The sequence below is a fragment of the Paenibacillus psychroresistens genome (assembly GCF_009728935.1).
Lineage (GTDB): Bacteria > Bacillota > Bacilli > Paenibacillales > NBRC-103111 > Paenibacillus_AC > Paenibacillus_AC psychroresistens.
In genome coordinates this window covers 1,429,502-1,446,264 of sequence record NZ_CP034235.1, presented here as the reverse complement: position 1 = coordinate 1,446,264, position 16,763 = coordinate 1,429,502, and the positions used below count along the sequence as shown (strand labels likewise).

The following is a 16,763-nucleotide window of genomic DNA, read 5'->3' as shown; positions in this document are numbered from 1 at the left end:
AATCACACTATTATCTCTACTTAATTAAGCTTAAAAACTTGTAATTTTGTTCACGTTCGCTACAATAATGAGTAACTACATAATCCGGTAAAAGCAGGCGATCCTATGGTTTATTACGAAGATATTCAATTAGAAGACACCGTTTTCATAAAGCGCACTACCAGCAGATTTGAGCCGCATGATATGCATATCCATGATATGCTCGAAATTTGCGTCATTCTTGAGAATGAATCCCGCTATATGTTTAATGATAAGAGCTACTTAGCCAAGCCCGGTGATGTATTTATGTGCCGTCCCTTTGAAGCTCACTGGATTTATTCATTAGATGCCAATCTTCCCTGCACCTATATCCTTATCTACTTCAGTCCCTCCGTTATTCGTGGAATTCCTGGAGGCCATTCCTTGCTCGCCCCTTTTTATATCACACAATCCTTGCCTGCACAGCTGAAGGCGAATTCTCCTTACGCCAAAGCCATTTATGAATCCTCGCTCCAAGCACTTTTAGTCATGGAACAACAACAGCAGAACGTCTGGAAGACCAAGCAATTTCTGCATTTCATGAATATTCTAGTCTATCTTTATGAGTATGTAATGGAGCAGCTTGACCTTTCAAGTTCACCCATTATCGAGGATGGCTTGATTCAATCGATTGGATATCTTGTCTCCCATATGGCAAGCAGCATGGATATGAATGAAGTTATAGCTATCTCTGGGTTGGGTAAAACTTTATTTTACCGCCGGTTTAAGCAGCTCACACAGCTTACTCCCAACCAATTTCTCAATAAGCTTCGCTTACAAATTGCCGTTCATGCTTTAATGCAAACCCATACCCCGATTATTCAAATCGCTATGGAGGCTGGTTATGATTCACTAAGTACATTTAATAAACAGTTTCTCGCCCATTATAAAATGTCTCCGCGCAGCTATCGGGTATTAAAAGGCTTTTAAGGCTAACTCACTGTTATTCAAGTCCCCTCACAAAAGTATCATTTCTCCCTACAAAGCGTAGTGTTCTCCCCAGGTCTCTGATAGTACAATAGATTCAGATCTTATACTATCAACCCCCACGAGGTGTAAACATTATGAAACCGCAAACAATTATAATGGGCAATCCCGGAAAACGCTCTGTTGAACAATCCTCCTACTTACTCAAAAGACTCTATCTAGTTGAAAAAGAAATCATGCGCACGCTAGGTGGTTATTTGGTCAATATCTCAGATTGGGAATTAAAAAAGAAGCTGCCGCATCATCTTTGGCAGGATTCTTTGCGTGCTGATGCACTCCGATCACGCATTCTGGAAATGCGCTACCCTCGTCGCGACGTAGATCAGGATCATGATCCGGCGTTGCAGCTATTTCTCGCGCGCTTAATTCATGTCAATCGGGATGCTCAACTGATTGAAGCTACTTATTGGGTTGTCAAAAATGCCTTGGTGCAAGCCTATGAAATATATTTGCAAGCTGCCGATAAGCTGGATGATGCGCCAACCGTTGAAATCATCCCCCGCTTCATTGCAGAAATACGCCAACAGCTGCTGGATATGCAGCCGCTTTATCAGAATTTACCGCAGCTGGGTCTACCCGTTCCTCCTGAATGGCAAGCTGCCTGGAGCAGCTATCTCGAGGATTTAGGCGGATTATTCGGATCACAACAGGGAGAAGCCTCGTCAATTGAAGTCTCAGAGCTTATTCTTACCAGCAAACCTTATGTACCGCCACTTACACCCACTCGTGATCCTAAATTCAAGCCGGCTTCCTACCATTATCCGCCGCGTGCGCCAGTCAAATTTATGGAACGACAGATCTGGCAAGCCATTAATCATGTTAATGAGATCTGGGCTGCGGAAATCGTTGGTACAGTCATGTGGGTTTGGCGAGATATGCCATGGGAGTTCTATCTGGATTGCGCTCGTTGGTGCTTTGACGAGTCACGCCACTGTATGATGGGGGAAGAGCGTATGCTGGCTTGGGGCTTTGAGACCGGTGTGGATTATCCGGTTTACGGCGATCACTACGTATCGCAAGCACCGTTTGGGGAAGTCGCCAATCTTGCACTTTTGCATCAATTTGAAATAAACGGCCCCAGCTGGAAAAGTGGCTTGAAGCACGATTTTGAGCTGGAAGGGGACAGCGCCAGCGCTCAGGATTTCGACTTTGATTGGGCCGACGAGAGTATTCACCTGATGTATGGACACAAATGGACGCTTCACCTTCTTGATGGAGATATCGAAGCTCTCGAAGATCTGCGGGCTGAAGTATACGAACGGTGGCATGATTGGGTAGCCAAGGCGCATGCCAGTTGGGACTATGAGCCTTTTATGAGCTCCATTCAGCAGAAAATGACGCGAATCGAGGAACAATACAATGGTTGATTATCGTGTAACTCTGTTGCCTTCCAACCAAATTTTCGAGGTGAGTCCTAGGGAATTGGTGCTGGATGCAGCTGTACGACAAGGCATTGAAATTCCATACTCCTGCCGCAACGGCACCTGTCGTACTTGTTTATTCCAAGTCCAGGAAGGAACGGTCATTCAAGAGGATGCAGAGCTATGTATGCTCTCACAGCAAGAAATCAGCATGGGGCGCAGGTTAATCTGCATGAGTACGCTCAAAAGCGACGCTATCCTAGAAAAAGTCTCCCCGAGAAAAATACGCCCTTAGCTCAGGGCGTACTGCCTGTTGAAAAAGTCATTTTTAAGTGATCATGACTCCTACTAGTCAGCTGATTTACATGGAGCTATTCCAGTTATTTACTGAATTTTCCTGAATAATGGATATTAACGGGAGGAATTCCAGTTAGAGCAACGAAAATGAGCGATAATTCGCAAAATATCTATGGGGAATGGATTTTGTGAAAGTAAAAAGTAGCTTAGGTAATAAATGTCTCTTAAAGAGAGTGCTTGCGGAATTGCTGCGGCGTAATGCCCATTGCCGTACGGAACGCACGAATTAAATGACCGGATGAAGAAAAGGATAACCGTTCAGCGATTTGTTCGACGGATTCTTCTGTTTCCTGCAAGGCCCGCTTCGCCTCTCTTATACGTAGATTGGTTAAGTAAGCACGTGGCGAGAGACCGTACACTTGCTTAAAGCAAAAGGTAATATAGGAGCGATTAAGATTAAGCCGATCCGCCAACTCCTGGATTTGTACGCCTTCCGTCGCTTGCGTTTCCAGTAAGTAGGCAACTTCACGTGCGATCATGATTTGTGCGGGGGAGATCTTAGTATCTTCGATTACATTGGAGCGATGCGCGGCTAGTACCCTGTTTGCGAGATGACCAACCAATTCCATAATACGTGCATTCATTTGCAGAATTCGGACCGAAGCCTGCAGATGATTGAATAAATTGGCGCTGACATTGGCAGGGTCCATTTCTTTTAGGTCCTGGCCGAAATCTATAATAAAATCTTCTACCCATTTCTGTATACTTTCATGATCCTCTAGAGCATACATGAGCACCGGTTCAGCGTCCATTTGAAAAATCGTATGTATTTCTCTCATCTCGATATCAAAATGAAAATTAAAGTATTCCGCACTCTCCGACTGGGGAGCTGTATGATGATAAACACCCGGTTTAACAATCATTGCTTCTCCTGCTTTTAGCGTATAGGGACGACCGTTAGCCCATTGCTGCATTTCACCTTGAACACAATAAAGAAAGTCAAAATAAGGATGGCGATGGCTGGGATAAGACCACTTTGCTTCCACAAGCGTATATTTAATGCCGATGATTTGAATTGCGCTATAAAGTCGGGGTAATCGAAAAACATTCTCCATACAGCACCTTCTTCCATGAGAATTGTTTGTACAGTTCATCCATAATTATCATTCCGATAAACCATGGGGCTTTTAAGGGAAAAGCTCTTGAACCAAGAGGAAAAATATTGCTTTGATCCCAAATGAAGCTCTTCACTGATTTCTTCTATGGGTTTATGGGTTTGCAGCAATTCACGGCAAGCCCATAAATAGCGTTCATGCTGAATAAAAGCGTGAATCGTTGAATGCATCGCTTGAGTGAATACTCTAGACAATTGCCGTGAGCTTATGTGGCAAACAGCCGCAATCTCTTCGATGCCTGGATTTTCTAACTTATGATTATGTATATAAACAATCGCCTGCTCGACGATTTGCTGAGATGACGTATAGACTGAGGCTGTATGAGGCGACCCTCTATGCTCCTCGGTTTTTTCCTGTTCCAAGCTAGGTGAGATGATTTTCCAGATCAGTTCAATCAACCGCATTTGCACATGAAAGATATTCAAGGCACCTAGATTTTCTTGAAGCTGACGGATCGTTTGCAGCTCATTCTGGATCAGAGGAAACGGTGCATATATCCGCGGTAAATCTTTCTTCAAGCCCATAATCGAAAACGGCATGAAAAAAATCTCCATTGGATCCTGCAGATCTGAGAATTGCTCATGCACTTCACCTGGCGGTGCCATATAAACCACGTTCTTGTAAAACTCAATCTGCCCCGACTCAAACTTGTTAATCCCTTTGCCCTTAGTAATAAAATGCATCTCATATTGCTGATGGGAATGTGCTGCGATGAACCAGCCTGGCTTTGGCGCTACATACCCCAGATAATTGACTTCAATTTCAATTTGGTCAAATGCTACCCGCATAATTAACACCCCAAACCCTGAATTAGGATATCCAACTGATATGTATCCGTTATACCACATTCAAGACTCTATTCATATAAAAATGTCCGAATACCATAATTAGTTGTCTGACTTGCTTCTTATGTAAACCCTTTCTTTTCGATATGATGTAACTATGAAACACAGTATTATGCTTACGAAGAAAGTTTTCTGAAGAAAACTCTAAGGAGGATGTAATTTGACAGTCCAATGGAATAAACGATTAATTGATCCAGCGAAGTTTGAAGCCTGCTCTGTATTTGATGTAAACAACGATGGCCAACTCGATATTGTCAGTGGAGAGTTCTGGTACGAGGGTCCTGATTTCGTCAAGAAGCATAAAATTTGCGATATTCTGGCGATTTCTGAGTATCATGATGACTTTTCTGATTATCCGCTAGATGTAGATGGAGATGGCTACTTGGATATCATTACTGGCGCTTGGTGGGGAGAAACGCTGAAATGGCGTCGTAATCCAGGTGCAGTCGGTGGAGAATGGGAAACGATTGATATTGATAAAATAGGCAGTATTGAAACCACGCGTTTTATTGATATTGACGGCTGTGGAGTTCCTGAAATTTTCCCTAACACACCAGGAGTTGCCCAGATTTTCTATAAACTAGTTGTAGATGAGCAAGGTCGTGGTACTGGGAAATTCGATAAATTCGTAATTGGGGAAGCCCCGAGCGGCCATGGAATGGGCTTTGGCGATATTAATGGCAATGGCCGAATCGATGTAATTCTCTGTGATGGCTGGCTAGAGCAGCCCGAAAACCCTTTTCAAACCCCTTGGGTTTTCCATCCGGAATTCACATTAGGCTCAGCTAGCGTACCGATCATTTCACTTGATATTACTGGAAACGGCTTAACCGATTTAATAGTTGGGCAAGCGCATAACTATGGCTTGGATTGGTATGAGCAGCAAGTTGATGCCTCCGGAAAGCGCAGCTGGCTGAAACACGAAATTGATCCAACCTGCTCGCAATACCACGATTTACAATTGGTTGATATTGACTTGGATGGCGAGCTCGAGTTGATTACTGGCAAACGGTATAGAGCACATAATGACGGTGATCCCGGTGCATTTGATGATGTAGGGATTTATTATTTTAAAATCAATGGCGGTCGCTTTGAGAAAAATATTATTGATTACGGGCCACCTGGTGAGGCAACGGGCTGTGGGATTTATTTTTGGCTGGCGGATTTGAATGGAAACGGCTTGACGGATCTTGTTGCACCAGGCAAAGATGGCTTGTATTTATTCGAAAACTTAGGGAATAAGGAGTGACAACGGGATGACACGGAAATTGAAGCTTGGATTTGTTGGCACAGGCGGCATGGGACAGATGGCACATTTATCTAATTATGCAGTGCTTAAAGAGGAATGTGAGGTAGTAGCTATTGCCGAACCTCGCCCTCAGCTTGCCCAAACTGTTGCTGCACGTTATGGAATTCCTCAAGTATTCAGCAGTCATGAAGAGCTGCTTCTCCATGGCGGGGTTGATGCCATTATAGCCGCACAGCCATATACGAGACACAGTATTCTTATACCGGATATTTTACGTGCAGGGCTGCCTGTATTTACGGAAAAACCATTAACGCTTTCCGTTTCAGCAGGCGAAAAGCTAGCTAGTTTAAGCGAAGAGTTAGGCGTATTGCACATGGTTGGTTATCATAAACGCTCCGATCCCGCTATGGAATATGCGAAAAAGCTAGTGGAGGAATGGAAGCAGTCAGGTGAGTTTGGCAAGCTGAATTACATTAGAGTAACCATGCCGCCGGGTGATTGGGTGTCTGGCGCGGATATGCCGCTAGGCACGGATGAGGCTGGAGTACCTGGAGAGCTTGAACCGCTGCCGCCAGAGTTTGATCAAGCCAACGGCAAAAAATATGACATCTTCGTCAACTACTATATTCATCAAGTAAACGCGATTCGTTTTCTATTGGGCGAGCCTTACAAAGTAACCTTTGCCGATCGTTCTGGTGTCCTATTAGCTGGAGAAAGTGAAAGTGGGGTTTGCGTAACCTTGGAAATGGCGCCTTACAGCACTTCAATTGAGTGGCATGAGGGTATTCTAGTTGCTTTTGAGAAAGGGTTTATTAAGATTGATTTGCCTGCTCCGTTAGTTCGCCAAATTGCTGGTAGAGTGATAGTCATGCGTGATAATGGGAAGTCCGCTCCCTCTTATTCCGAGCCTATTATGCCTAATGTATCGGCAATGCGTAATCAAGCTAAGAATTTCCTCGCAGCCGTTCGCGGTGAAAGACCTGCTCCTTGTGCAGCTAAAGAAGCTCTTGAGGATTTAAAGGTGGCACGAGATTATATTCAAATGATGGCTAAATATTAGGTTGATTGAAAAATCCATTAAAAGGTAGGTTAATGTCATGCGGAGAATAGCAATTATTGGAGCAGGCAGCGTTGTATTCTGTAAAACTTTGATGTTGGACATTATGGCAACACCGGCTTTAGAGGAAACCGAATTTGTGTTGATGGCACCCACTCGCAGCAAGACACCGCAGGTTGAAGCTTTTGCCAATAAAGTCATTCAAGCCAATGGGTTGAAATCTAAAGTAACGGTTACCACCGATCGAAGAGAAGCCTTAACAGGTGCTGATTACGTGATTTGCGCTTTTCAGGTTGGAGGCGTTACTGCCTTCGAGTTGGATTACAAAATCCCCTTAAAATATGGCGTCGACCAATGTATTGGGGATACGCTGGGTCCTGGAGGAATATTCCGTGCCCTCCGCTCCATTCCTGTCATTCTCGATATTGCCAAAGATATGGAAGAGCTTTGCCCGAATGCGATCCTCTTGAATTATGTTAATCCAATGGCGATGATTTGTTGGGCATTGGGTGAAACCAAGATTAAATTTGTGGGGCTTTGCCATGGTGTACAAACAACGCTTGATCTCATCTCCGGTTATGTAGGCATTCCCAAAACGGAAATTGATTATATCAGCGCTGGCATCAACCATATGGGCTGGTTCACCAAAATTGAAAGCCAAGGCAAGGATTTATATCCAATTCTCCGTGAGAAATTTGAGCAGCCTGAATTCTATGCCAACGAGAAAGTGCGCGGCGAGGTTTTCCGGCACTTCGGTTATTTCATGACGGAATCCACAGGGCATTTATCTGAATATGTACCTTGGTTCCGCAAAAGCTCCGAAGCACTTGCCTTATATTGTGACGAGCCTTCATTTGGCGGCGAGTCTGGTGCCTATTATACATGGTGTACCTATGTCGCTAATAAATATAAAGGCTACAACGTGCTTGAAGATGAACCCACTGAGCTTCCGCCACGAAGCGTTGAATATTGCGCCTATATATTAGAAGCTTTAGAAACCGGTAAAACCTTTAAATTCAACGGCAATGTCCGCAATGATGGAATGATTAGCAACCTGCCTGCGGAATGCTGTGCTGAAGGTCCGATCTTCGCGGATCGAACTGGGCTGCATCGCACTTTAGTCGGTGAAATCCCACCTCAATGTGCTGCGCTGAATTTAACTAATATTAATGTGCAACGACTAACCGTACTTGCAGCCAAATCAGGAGATCCTGAAACTATCGTGCAAGCCTGTGCCTTAGATCCGCTTACTTCAGCCGTACTATCACTGAAAGAAATTCGTGAAATGGTCACTGAAATGCTCGATGCCGAACAAGAATGGCTACCGCAGTTTGCTGGCCGTAGACCACGCCCAACACCAACCATTGTGATACCGCCCGATGTGAAACGGGCTGAGGTTCCGATAGATCCCGCATTAGCGATCTTCTCCAGATTTGGCGAGCTGGCGACATAAACAAGGATAAACGGTTTCGTCCCGTTTGCAAAAAAAGTCATTCTTATCGCAATAATGCTTTATCCTCATTAAACATTATTAAGATTATCAAGAAATAAGCTTCCAATCGCACATAATTGTGTTTTTTGGAAGCTTTTTATCGCTCTTATTTACTTAATTCGCCTTTGAAGGCTTTGGCAATCCATTCAACACCATACATTTTGCCAATTGCCGTCGGGCCAAATGCCGAAGTATCAATGTTATAAACCTGGTTCTTCTTGGCTGCATCTATCTGTTTGAAGGCTTCATTGGCTTCCAGTTTCTCCACGGCACCTGTACGATTAGTATAATCCTCGGACAAGAATAAAACTTCTGGATTGGATTGGACCAAAGTTTCCAAATTAATGCCCGCTGAAATTTTATCATTCTGATGCAATTCCTTAACTGGGGTCAAGCCGAAGTTCTCGAAATAAAAATTAATATCATACACTGAATTTGTTTTCTCACCAGCCATTAAGAAGAGTGTCTTTTTACCGGTAAAGCCTTTATCCTTCACAATTTGTTTGGTTTCCGCAACTTTATCGGTAAATTTCTTCATGAATGCTGTATAGGCATCCTTCTCATCAATCGCATTGGCGACTTGCTCCAGGCCAACACTGAATGCATCTTTGGCATCCACATAACCGCCATTGATCGAGCTGTCTATGACAATGGTTGGTGCAATTTTACTTGCTTTCTCATAATCAATATTAGCCCAATCAAACGCAATTATAAGATCTGGTGCGGATTCCAACAATTTTTCATAATCAAGGGGAACACCAAAGTCAGTTGAAAGAGTAATAATATCCGGATATTTCTTGAAGTACTCATCATAGAGGGGAAATCCTTTTGCAGTAGTCATTTGACCCGATGCGACAGGGCTGCGTCCAAGCGCAAACATATGCTCCAAAACGATAAAGTCCCCTGCGGCAATGCGTTTAGGTCTTTCTTTAATAATCGTTTCACCCTTCATATGCTTGATAGTAAGCGGGTATTGGGTAGCATTCTCGGAGATGGCTTTTGTTTCTACTGGTGCTGCTGTTTCTTTTACTTCTGACTTAGATCCGCATCCAGTTAATAATACCAAGACTGCGAAAAAAACCAAAAACGCTGAATATTGCTTTTTCATTCTGAAAAACTCCCTTTAATTTTTTTGGTTAAAATAGTCGTCTCTTAAGATTGTCATTTCGCTTTCATTAGCAAATAAATAAAGTATGGGGCTCCAATAACCGCAATAAGCAGTCCAACCGGTATTTCGTTTGCGTCCATCAAATTTTTACCAAGGGTATCAGCAACTAAAACAAGCAATGCCCCTAATAATAACGCTGTTGGAATAAGTTTATGGTGATTGACACCTACCAATCTTCTTGCCAAGTGAGGTGCTATTAGACCAACGAAAGCAATGCCTCCGCCAATTGAAACGCAAACGCCTGTCAGTATGACGGCTATTAACAGAAACAACTTTCGTTCGCGTTGTAAGGTCACACCTAATCCGATGGATGTATGGTCCCCAAGCTTCATGATATCCAACGTTTTGGCACGGAACAGAACAATTGGAATGAGTACCAGCAGCCAAGGCAAGGTCGACCAAACGTAGCTCCAATTACTAACCCAAATACTACCTGATAACCACACCACCATAGAGGTCAAACCATACGAATCCAATTTCATTTCGCAATAAATAATGATTGCATTAAAGCCGGCATTTACAGCGATTCCAATTAGAATGAGTCGAATGGGCGATAAACCGTTCCTTGAGGCAAAAGAATACGTAATCGTTGCTGCAAGCATTCCACCTAGTATAGCTGCCAGAGGAATGGACAGTATTTTAAGAAGTGAAAGCGTTTCTAGCGTGGAACTATGGCTGAACAATAAATAGACAACTACGCCAAAGCCCGCGCCTGCATTAATGCCAATAATACCGGGTTCTGCCAAATCATTTTCTGATACCGCTTGTAAAAGCGTGCCTGCAATGGCCAGCCCTGCCCCAATAAACAAGGCAAGCAGAATGCGGGGCAAGCGTAAATCAAATAAAACGAGCTCGTTTTTTGCCGTTCCCCCTCCAAACAAGGTTTGTACAACCTCGAGCGGTGCTAGGTGAATGGAGCCTAAATTTAGGCTCAGCAATATCGTGCTGACTATCAAAACCAATAAGCCCAGCATAGTAAGCTTGGGGTTCTTCATTGAACTGTTCATACACTGCCCTCTCTCTTTTTAGAGGCCAGGAAAATAAAGAACGGCACGCCAATTAAAGTCGTTACAACACTGACCGGGGTTTCAAACGGAGCACTCACGATGCGGCCCAGTAAGTCAGCCAGTATTAATAAAATTGCACCTAATATTGCACTGCATGGTATAATCAGCCGATAATCGCTCCCCACGAAATAACGGGAGACATGGGGAATAATTAAACCGACAAATCCAACATAACCTGCCATAGAAACCGCCGCACCTGTCAAAATAAGCACAGCGAGATTTCCTAACGCTTTGGTTAAAGCAATTTTTGAACCGAGATTGACTGCGACATCCTCCCCAAAGCTAAGGGTTGTAATCGATTTGGAAATGGCAATGGACAGAATTAAACCGACAATAGCAAACGGTAAAATAAAAAAAACGGTCTTTGCTTCCATTCCCACTAACCCGCCTGCATACCAGAAGGTTAAGTCCTTGGAAACTTTGAATTTTAAAGAAACAATAGTAGCAAATGAGCTTAGCAGCATACCTACTGCTGTACCAGCGAGTGCCAGCTTCATCGGAGACAAACCATTTGCAGCAAAGGAACCGATTAGGAAAACAATTCCAACGCCAATAGCCGCCCCTGCAAACGAGTACATCGTTAATCCTGTTGTCGTTATACCAGGCACAAAGGCTAATGCAAGCGCAACGGCAAATGTTGAGCCTTGGGAAACCCCGAAAATAGTCGGATCCGCTAGCGGATTGCGTGTTAAACCTTGCATAATTGCTCCTGAAACAGCCAGCAAACTGCCGACCAGAAGAGCGGATAACGCCCTTGGAATACGAACCGTATGTACGATAATGCTTGCCGCGTCCGTTGTTTGTGTAGACCACATTAAATCCCATACCTGTGGTATGGTCAAGTTCATACTTCCTTGTGCTATAGAGGAAAACGTTAATAGAGCAATTAACGGTAACCCGAGGCATATAATAAGTAGAAATACTAAAGGCCGTGCTGAAGGCTTCGTTCTCTGGGTGGAAGAAGGTTCTAAAATGGTTGAATTATTAACTCTTTGCAAGGTAAAGCCCCCAAATACATTAATGGTCTATATCCTGTTTGGATTAACTCCCTTCATATTTCATAAATATGTTTACTTGTTTCCGTAAATAGTCATAAAATTCTATTCAATCAATAATGATAATCATTATCAATATTTTTGTCAATTTTATTTTTTTGCATCGTGATAACTGCCTTAAAACACTACAAACGCAACAAAGAACGATTGACCGCTTCCAATGTTGTCTCAATATCACTACTCTGATGAGCTGCGCAAATGTACCATAGACCATTAGGTCAGCTTTTTCCCCTAGCCGCACTTATGGCAATTCCCCCGCCTAATCCCAATCTGAACCCCGTAATGACTTCATCTAAAATCATCACAATTCCCAACTCGACAGTTAATTCGCGCATCCGCTCCAGATATATTTTATATCAAGAAAACTATTTTCTATATATCTAGATTAATTCAAGGAACTAGCGTAGAATATGATTTCAGATGATTCCGTTAATTCAGATTATGCTTACAATATTTGCTGCTTATGCATGCCCTAAGGAGGTAACTGCAATGCCCCAAGAGCCTAAACCCGCTTCCGTTGTCAAATCTGCTGATCGTGTGTTGGATATTTTTGAATTGTTTGCTGAGCATAAGGAAGATATGAGCTTGATGGATATTGCTCGCAAGCTGGATTTGCCAACGAGCAGCACCTATAAAATTCTCCAAAACCTGTTAGCTCGCGGTTATTTGGAAACCGATAGTCATGAAAAGATGTTCAGACTAGGCCAAAAGCTGTTTGAAATTGGCGCTCGTTATGTTCAAAATATAAGCCTAACAGAGGCTTTTCAACGAGTTGCCCGCCCAATAGTCGAAGAGATCAATGAAACGGTTTACCTTGCCATTCGCAGCGGAGATAAGATCCTCTACATCGCTGAACAGCAAAGCTCGCAGCCTGTGCGGTTTGTTTCTCATGTGGGGATGAAGCTGCCTCTGCATTCAACCGCCCTTGGCAAAATATTATTGAGCTATATGGATAACGAAGATATTCGTCAGCTTTATAAAACTAATGAGTTGGGTGTCATGACCGAGAGCACAATTCAAGACCTCGATGTCTTGATGGAGCAATTGGAGGAAGTCCGCAAAACAGGATTAGCCTATAGTTTAGGTGAGACTCTGCTCGGTATTCATTGTATTGCCGCACCTATTTACAATATCCACCGCGAGATGATCGCCGCTTTAAGCATATCCATTCTCAGCGCTCGTATTACGGATACATTATGGCAACAAACAAAGGAACTCGTACAGAAGGCAGCCAAGAATCTCAGCATTCAATCCTACTATAAATAATTAATGCATCATCCAGCCGCCATCTACATTCAAGGTTTGGCCGGTAATAAAATCACTATCCCGCGACGCTAGAAAAACAAAAGCACCTTCAATATCCTTGCTTAGCTGCCTGCGTGGAAAGCATTGCGCTTTCTCCAAAAAACTAGTCGCTTGAGCTTGATCTTCAATCGTCCCGACTTTTTCTAATTCCGTTTCCGTCATCACTGCACCTGGCGTAATGCAATTAACCGTGATATTCTGTTCACCAACCTCGCGAGCTAATCCTCGAGTGAAGCCAACAATGGCTCCTTTGGAAGCTACATAATGCACATAGTTCTTTTGACCACTCCAGAACACAACCGATGAGACATTGATTATTTTACCTCGCCCTTGCTGCTCCATTGCAGGAAATACTGCTTTTGAACAAATAAACTGCGATCTAACATTAACAGCCATAACATTGTCCCATTCCGCAACGGTAATCTCATTCCACTTTTTGCGGGGGTCGATACCGGCGTTGTTGACTAGAATATCTATTCTGCCATACCTTCTTAGTGTCTCGTCTATCATAGCTTGTACCTCATGCTCTTCAGCTACATTTGCCTTATAAGCAAAAGCTTCACCACCCGCTGCAATAATCTCTGCAACTACTTCCTCGGCAAGCTCAGGATTACTTCGATAATTGACAACTACCTTAGCTCCCTCAGCTGCATAACACTTAGCAATTGCTGCTCCAATTGACCGAGATGCTCCCGTAATAATAGCGACGTCTCCGCTTAATCTCATGACTAAATCCTCCTTAAGACTTGCTTATTTAGCAGCTGCCCCGTCTAATAATCCTCTTAAGTAACCCAGCGCATAAAGCCTGCCCATCGATTCATAACCAGGGTCTTGATTGCTCTCGCCTGCCATGGTCGGAACATGATCTACACGCACAGCTCCATCAAATCCAGCAGCTTTATAAGCTTGAATAGCTGCAAACATATCCGTTTGGCCGTTATCATGAAAAGTTTCTGTAAAGCTCTCGGCCGTTCCGCGGATGTCACGAAAGTGTATGTAGAATATTTTGCCGGATTTACCGAATCTCTCGATCGTCTGAGGTATATTCTCCCCTGCTGTTGCAAAAGTTCCTTGGCAGAAGGTAACGCCATTATACTCACTTGGTACGAGATCAATAGCTTGCTGCATAGCGTCTGCACTTGTAATAATTCTCGCAATACCACGTATAGGAGAAAGTGGCGGATCACAAGGATGCAGCGCTAATTTAACCTTGGCCTGCTCTGCTACTGGAACAACCTCTTTCATAAAATAACGCAAATTCTCCCACAGCTGATCCTCACTAATCGTTCCCGCATCTGTAATAGGAGCATCCTTCATTAAGGAATGATCGTAGCCTGTTACGTAAGCTCCGCCTCTTTCTGGAACAGAGACCGAGGTGCGAATCCAATTGAATACAGCCATAAAATTATAACAAAGAACTGGGACCCCTAGTGTTCCCATATGGCGAATCAAGGTTTTAAACATCGCGATTTCTTCTTCTCGCCCTGCGATGCCTAATCGTGTTTTATGTATTTGCCATTCCAAGCCTGGCTCAAAAACCTCAAGCTTAAGTCCAAAATCCTCATAACGTTTCTTCATATGTAAGAGATCCATATAATCTACGGATGGCGTACCGTCTTTATGTAAAGGCATTCGCGATACAACGTGCGTGACACCTGCCTGCTTAGCAACCTGCCATAAACGATCGGGATAAGCGTTTAATACCTCTGCAATTTTCAATTAAGCGACCTCCAAATGAAGTGGATTGTAAAAAAGCAGCACAAACACCCTTAGATAAAAGTGTTAATGCTGCATTCTAATACTGAAATAATTTTATACTTCAGCAACCATAGTATTCGTTAAAGAACCTAATTTTTCAATTTCAATCGTGACGATGTCGCCATCCTTCAACCATACTTGCTTATCAACCGGATAGCCCAAAACAACTCCTTGTGGAGTGCCTGTTAAGATAATATCACCAGGTACAAGCGTCATATGCTGTGAAATATAAGTAACAATCTCATCACAATGGAAAATCATGTCTGCTGTATTCGAGTTCTGGCGAACATCACCATTAACGATACATTTGATCTGCAGGTTATTCGGATCGCCAACCTCATCCGCTGTAACCAAGTAAGGACCAAGTGGTGAGAATTTATCACATGATTTACCCAACAGCCATTGCTGTGTACGAAGCTGTAAATCACGAGCTGATAAATCATTTACATTGCAGTACCCAAAAACATGGGAAAGTGCATCTGCTTTTTCAATGTACTTAGCTGTTTTTCCGATAACGATAACCAATTCAGCTTCATAATCGACTTTTTGTGAAACCTTCGGAAGCGGCACTTCATGGTTATGGCCTGTTAATGTATTGTTAAATTTATTGAACAAAATTGGGTATTCTGGAATCGCAGCGTTAGTTTCAATAGCATGCTGGCGATAATTTAGTCCTACGCAGATTATTTTGTTAGGATGAGTCACACAAGGTCCAATCGTTAATGTTGATTCTTCCAATAAAAAGCTGCCTTTATCTACGGATGAAGCAAGGGCAAGCTTCACATATTGATCAAGTGCTTCAACAGCTGCTGTTCCGCCATCTATTACTTCATGAACGGACACAGGAATACTTGCACCAGATGGTATAGCCGATAATGCCGCTGCAACATCGAAAATCCCTTGGTCTAACTTAACGCCTAAACGGAACTGATCATTCTGAATAAAAGTTACTAATTTCATTATTGAATTGCCTCCTGAAAATTAATAGGTTTGATTAAGCATTTTTGCCAAAAGTAGCTCCGCCATCGATATAAAAAGGTGAGCCCATCACAAATCTTGATTCATCTGATGCTAGGAATAATGCAGCGAACGCTACATCCTCAGGTGTACCCATGTCTCCGCTCAGCTGACGCTTTTTCAGAGATTCCATAGCTGCGATTGGATCATCGTAAGAGGTTTTCAAATAATTTTCGACAAAAGGGGTAAGAATTGTGCCAGGCAGAAGAGCATTAACGCGAATATTATATGAAGCATAATCGACCTGCATAGCTTTAGTCAATGCTAGAATCGCACCTTTGGATGCTGCATAAACAGCACGTCTAGCCAGGCCGATTTCAGCCACACATGAGGACATGTTAATAATCGACCCTGCTTTGCGTTCCATCATATGAGGCAGCACATATTTGCTCGGTAAGAAAACTCCACGAGTATTAACGCGCATCACGCGATCCCATGCCTCAGGCTCAACTTCATGCAATGCACCGACATTACTAATTCCAGCATTATTGAAAAGCACATCAATTCGTCCATATTGAGCAATAACCTGATCGACCAAAGCTTTTACCTCTTCAGGCTCCGTCACGTCTGCTTTAATAAAAATCGCCGTGCCTCCGGCTGCTTCTATTTGGGTTACGGTTTCCGTGCCATTCTCTACATGCAAATCATTAACGACAACAGTCGCTCCTTCTTTAGCAAAAAGCAATGCAGAGCTTCTGCCAATACCAGAGCCAGAGCCTGTAATGATGATAATTTTATCAGCTAATCTCATCTTTATTCCTCCTGTGTTTATTAATATTGGTTTATTATAATAAACCATGTTTTATATAATATATAATAACATTTGAGTGCGTTTTTTTCAACTGCTTAATCCCAGCTCTCTTGCCCACTTCAAATAAAAAAAGCCATATCATCAAATAGAAAAATCTACTT

Annotated in this window: 16 protein-coding genes; 7 read left to right on the top strand and 9 right to left on the bottom strand. The window is 43.0% G+C overall.

Annotation, left to right across the window (positions count from 1 at the left end):
* Window positions 1–105: 105 nt before the first annotated feature.
* The 3 genes from EHS13_RS06565 to EHS13_RS06555 all read left to right on the top strand — a co-directional run bounded on the left by EHS13_RS06565 (window position 106) and on the right by EHS13_RS06555 (window position 2,661).
* Entirely contained in the window at window positions 106–948 is an 843-nt protein-coding gene (locus tag EHS13_RS06565) for a helix-turn-helix transcriptional regulator (protein WP_155699571.1), read from the top strand.
* A 134-nt stretch (window positions 949–1,082) separates the two neighbouring features.
* The gene (locus tag EHS13_RS06560) at window positions 1,083–2,372 is read left to right on the top strand and encodes a DUF455 family protein (RefSeq protein ID WP_155699570.1); all 1,290 of its coding nucleotides are present in this window, start codon (window positions 1,083–1,085) and stop codon (window positions 2,370–2,372) included.
* Window positions 2,365–2,661, top strand: coding sequence for a 2Fe-2S iron-sulfur cluster-binding protein (locus EHS13_RS06555; protein WP_155699569.1), 297 nt, complete (start codon window positions 2,365–2,367; stop codon window positions 2,659–2,661). The genes EHS13_RS06560 and EHS13_RS06555 overlap by 8 nt, the downstream gene beginning before the upstream one ends.
* Window positions 2,662–2,887: 226 nt before the next feature.
* On the opposite strand, the gene EHS13_RS06550 is transcribed toward EHS13_RS06555, so the two are convergent.
* A complete protein-coding gene (locus EHS13_RS06550; RefSeq protein ID WP_162462986.1) occupies window positions 2,888–3,778 on the bottom strand; it encodes a helix-turn-helix domain-containing protein in 891 nt (296 codons plus the stop codon).
* Between the two features lie 35 nt (window positions 3,779–3,813).
* Window positions 3,814–4,626, bottom strand: coding sequence for a helix-turn-helix domain-containing protein (locus EHS13_RS06545; protein ID WP_162462985.1), 813 nt, complete (start codon window positions 4,624–4,626; stop codon window positions 3,814–3,816).
* Window positions 4,627–4,843: 217 nt separating this feature from the next.
* On the opposite strand from EHS13_RS06545, the gene EHS13_RS06540 reads away from it, so the two are divergent.
* From EHS13_RS06540 to melA, 3 genes are read left to right on the top strand one after another with little or no spacing between them, the layout of a single operon-like run.
* Entirely contained in the window at window positions 4,844–5,932 is a 1,089-nt protein-coding gene (locus tag EHS13_RS06540) for an FG-GAP repeat domain-containing protein (protein WP_155699566.1), read from the top strand.
* 7 nt (window positions 5,933–5,939) lie between these two features.
* Window positions 5,940–6,992: a Gfo/Idh/MocA family protein gene (locus tag EHS13_RS06535; RefSeq protein ID WP_155699565.1), complete on the top strand. Its 1,053-nt coding sequence runs from the start codon at window positions 5,940–5,942 to the stop codon at window positions 6,990–6,992.
* Window positions 6,993–7,029: 37 nt separating this feature from the next.
* The gene (melA, locus tag EHS13_RS06530; protein ID WP_155699564.1) at window positions 7,030–8,442 is read left to right on the top strand and encodes an alpha-galactosidase; all 1,413 of its coding nucleotides are present in this window, start codon (window positions 7,030–7,032) and stop codon (window positions 8,440–8,442) included.
* 145 nt (window positions 8,443–8,587) lie between these two features.
* Here melA and EHS13_RS06525 read toward each other — a convergent pair whose 3' ends face one another.
* The 3 genes from EHS13_RS06525 to EHS13_RS06515 are packed head-to-tail and all read right to left on the bottom strand — an operon-like array spanning window position 8,588 to window position 11,714.
* Window positions 8,588–9,589 (bottom strand): ABC transporter substrate-binding protein, encoded by a 1,002-nt coding sequence (locus tag EHS13_RS06525; RefSeq protein WP_155699563.1) that lies wholly within the window; start codon window positions 9,587–9,589, stop codon window positions 8,588–8,590.
* Between the two features lie 53 nt (window positions 9,590–9,642).
* Window positions 9,643–10,656, bottom strand: coding sequence for a FecCD family ABC transporter permease (locus EHS13_RS06520; protein ID WP_155699562.1), 1,014 nt, complete (start codon window positions 10,654–10,656; stop codon window positions 9,643–9,645).
* The gene (locus EHS13_RS06515) at window positions 10,653–11,714 is read right to left on the bottom strand and encodes a FecCD family ABC transporter permease (protein ID WP_155699561.1); all 1,062 of its coding nucleotides are present in this window, start codon (window positions 11,712–11,714) and stop codon (window positions 10,653–10,655) included. The genes EHS13_RS06520 and EHS13_RS06515 overlap by 4 nt, the downstream gene beginning before the upstream one ends.
* 546 nt (window positions 11,715–12,260) lie before the next feature.
* Between EHS13_RS06515 and EHS13_RS06510 the strand changes: the two genes are divergently transcribed.
* Window positions 12,261–13,037 carry an IclR family transcriptional regulator gene (locus tag EHS13_RS06510; RefSeq protein WP_162462984.1) on the top strand — a complete coding sequence of 259 codons (777 nt, stop codon included), beginning with the start codon at window positions 12,261–12,263 and terminating at the stop codon, window positions 13,035–13,037.
* Here the strand turns inward: EHS13_RS06510 and EHS13_RS06505 are convergent, their stop codons facing one another.
* The 4 genes from EHS13_RS06505 to EHS13_RS06490 all read right to left on the bottom strand — a co-directional run bounded on the left by EHS13_RS06505 (window position 13,038) and on the right by EHS13_RS06490 (window position 16,602).
* Window positions 13,038–13,802 (bottom strand): SDR family NAD(P)-dependent oxidoreductase, encoded by a 765-nt coding sequence (locus tag EHS13_RS06505; protein ID WP_155699559.1) that lies wholly within the window; start codon window positions 13,800–13,802, stop codon window positions 13,038–13,040.
* 24 nt (window positions 13,803–13,826) lie between these two features.
* A complete protein-coding gene (locus EHS13_RS06500) occupies window positions 13,827–14,795 on the bottom strand; it encodes a mannonate dehydratase (protein ID WP_155699558.1) in 969 nt (322 codons plus the stop codon).
* A gap of 93 nt (window positions 14,796–14,888) precedes the next feature.
* Window positions 14,889–15,794 (bottom strand): fumarylacetoacetate hydrolase family protein, encoded by a 906-nt coding sequence (locus EHS13_RS06495; protein ID WP_155699557.1) that lies wholly within the window; start codon window positions 15,792–15,794, stop codon window positions 14,889–14,891.
* Between the two features lie 34 nt (window positions 15,795–15,828).
* The gene (locus tag EHS13_RS06490; RefSeq protein WP_155699556.1) at window positions 15,829–16,602 is read right to left on the bottom strand and encodes an SDR family NAD(P)-dependent oxidoreductase; all 774 of its coding nucleotides are present in this window, start codon (window positions 16,600–16,602) and stop codon (window positions 15,829–15,831) included.
* Between the last annotated feature and the right edge of the window lie 161 nt (window positions 16,603–16,763).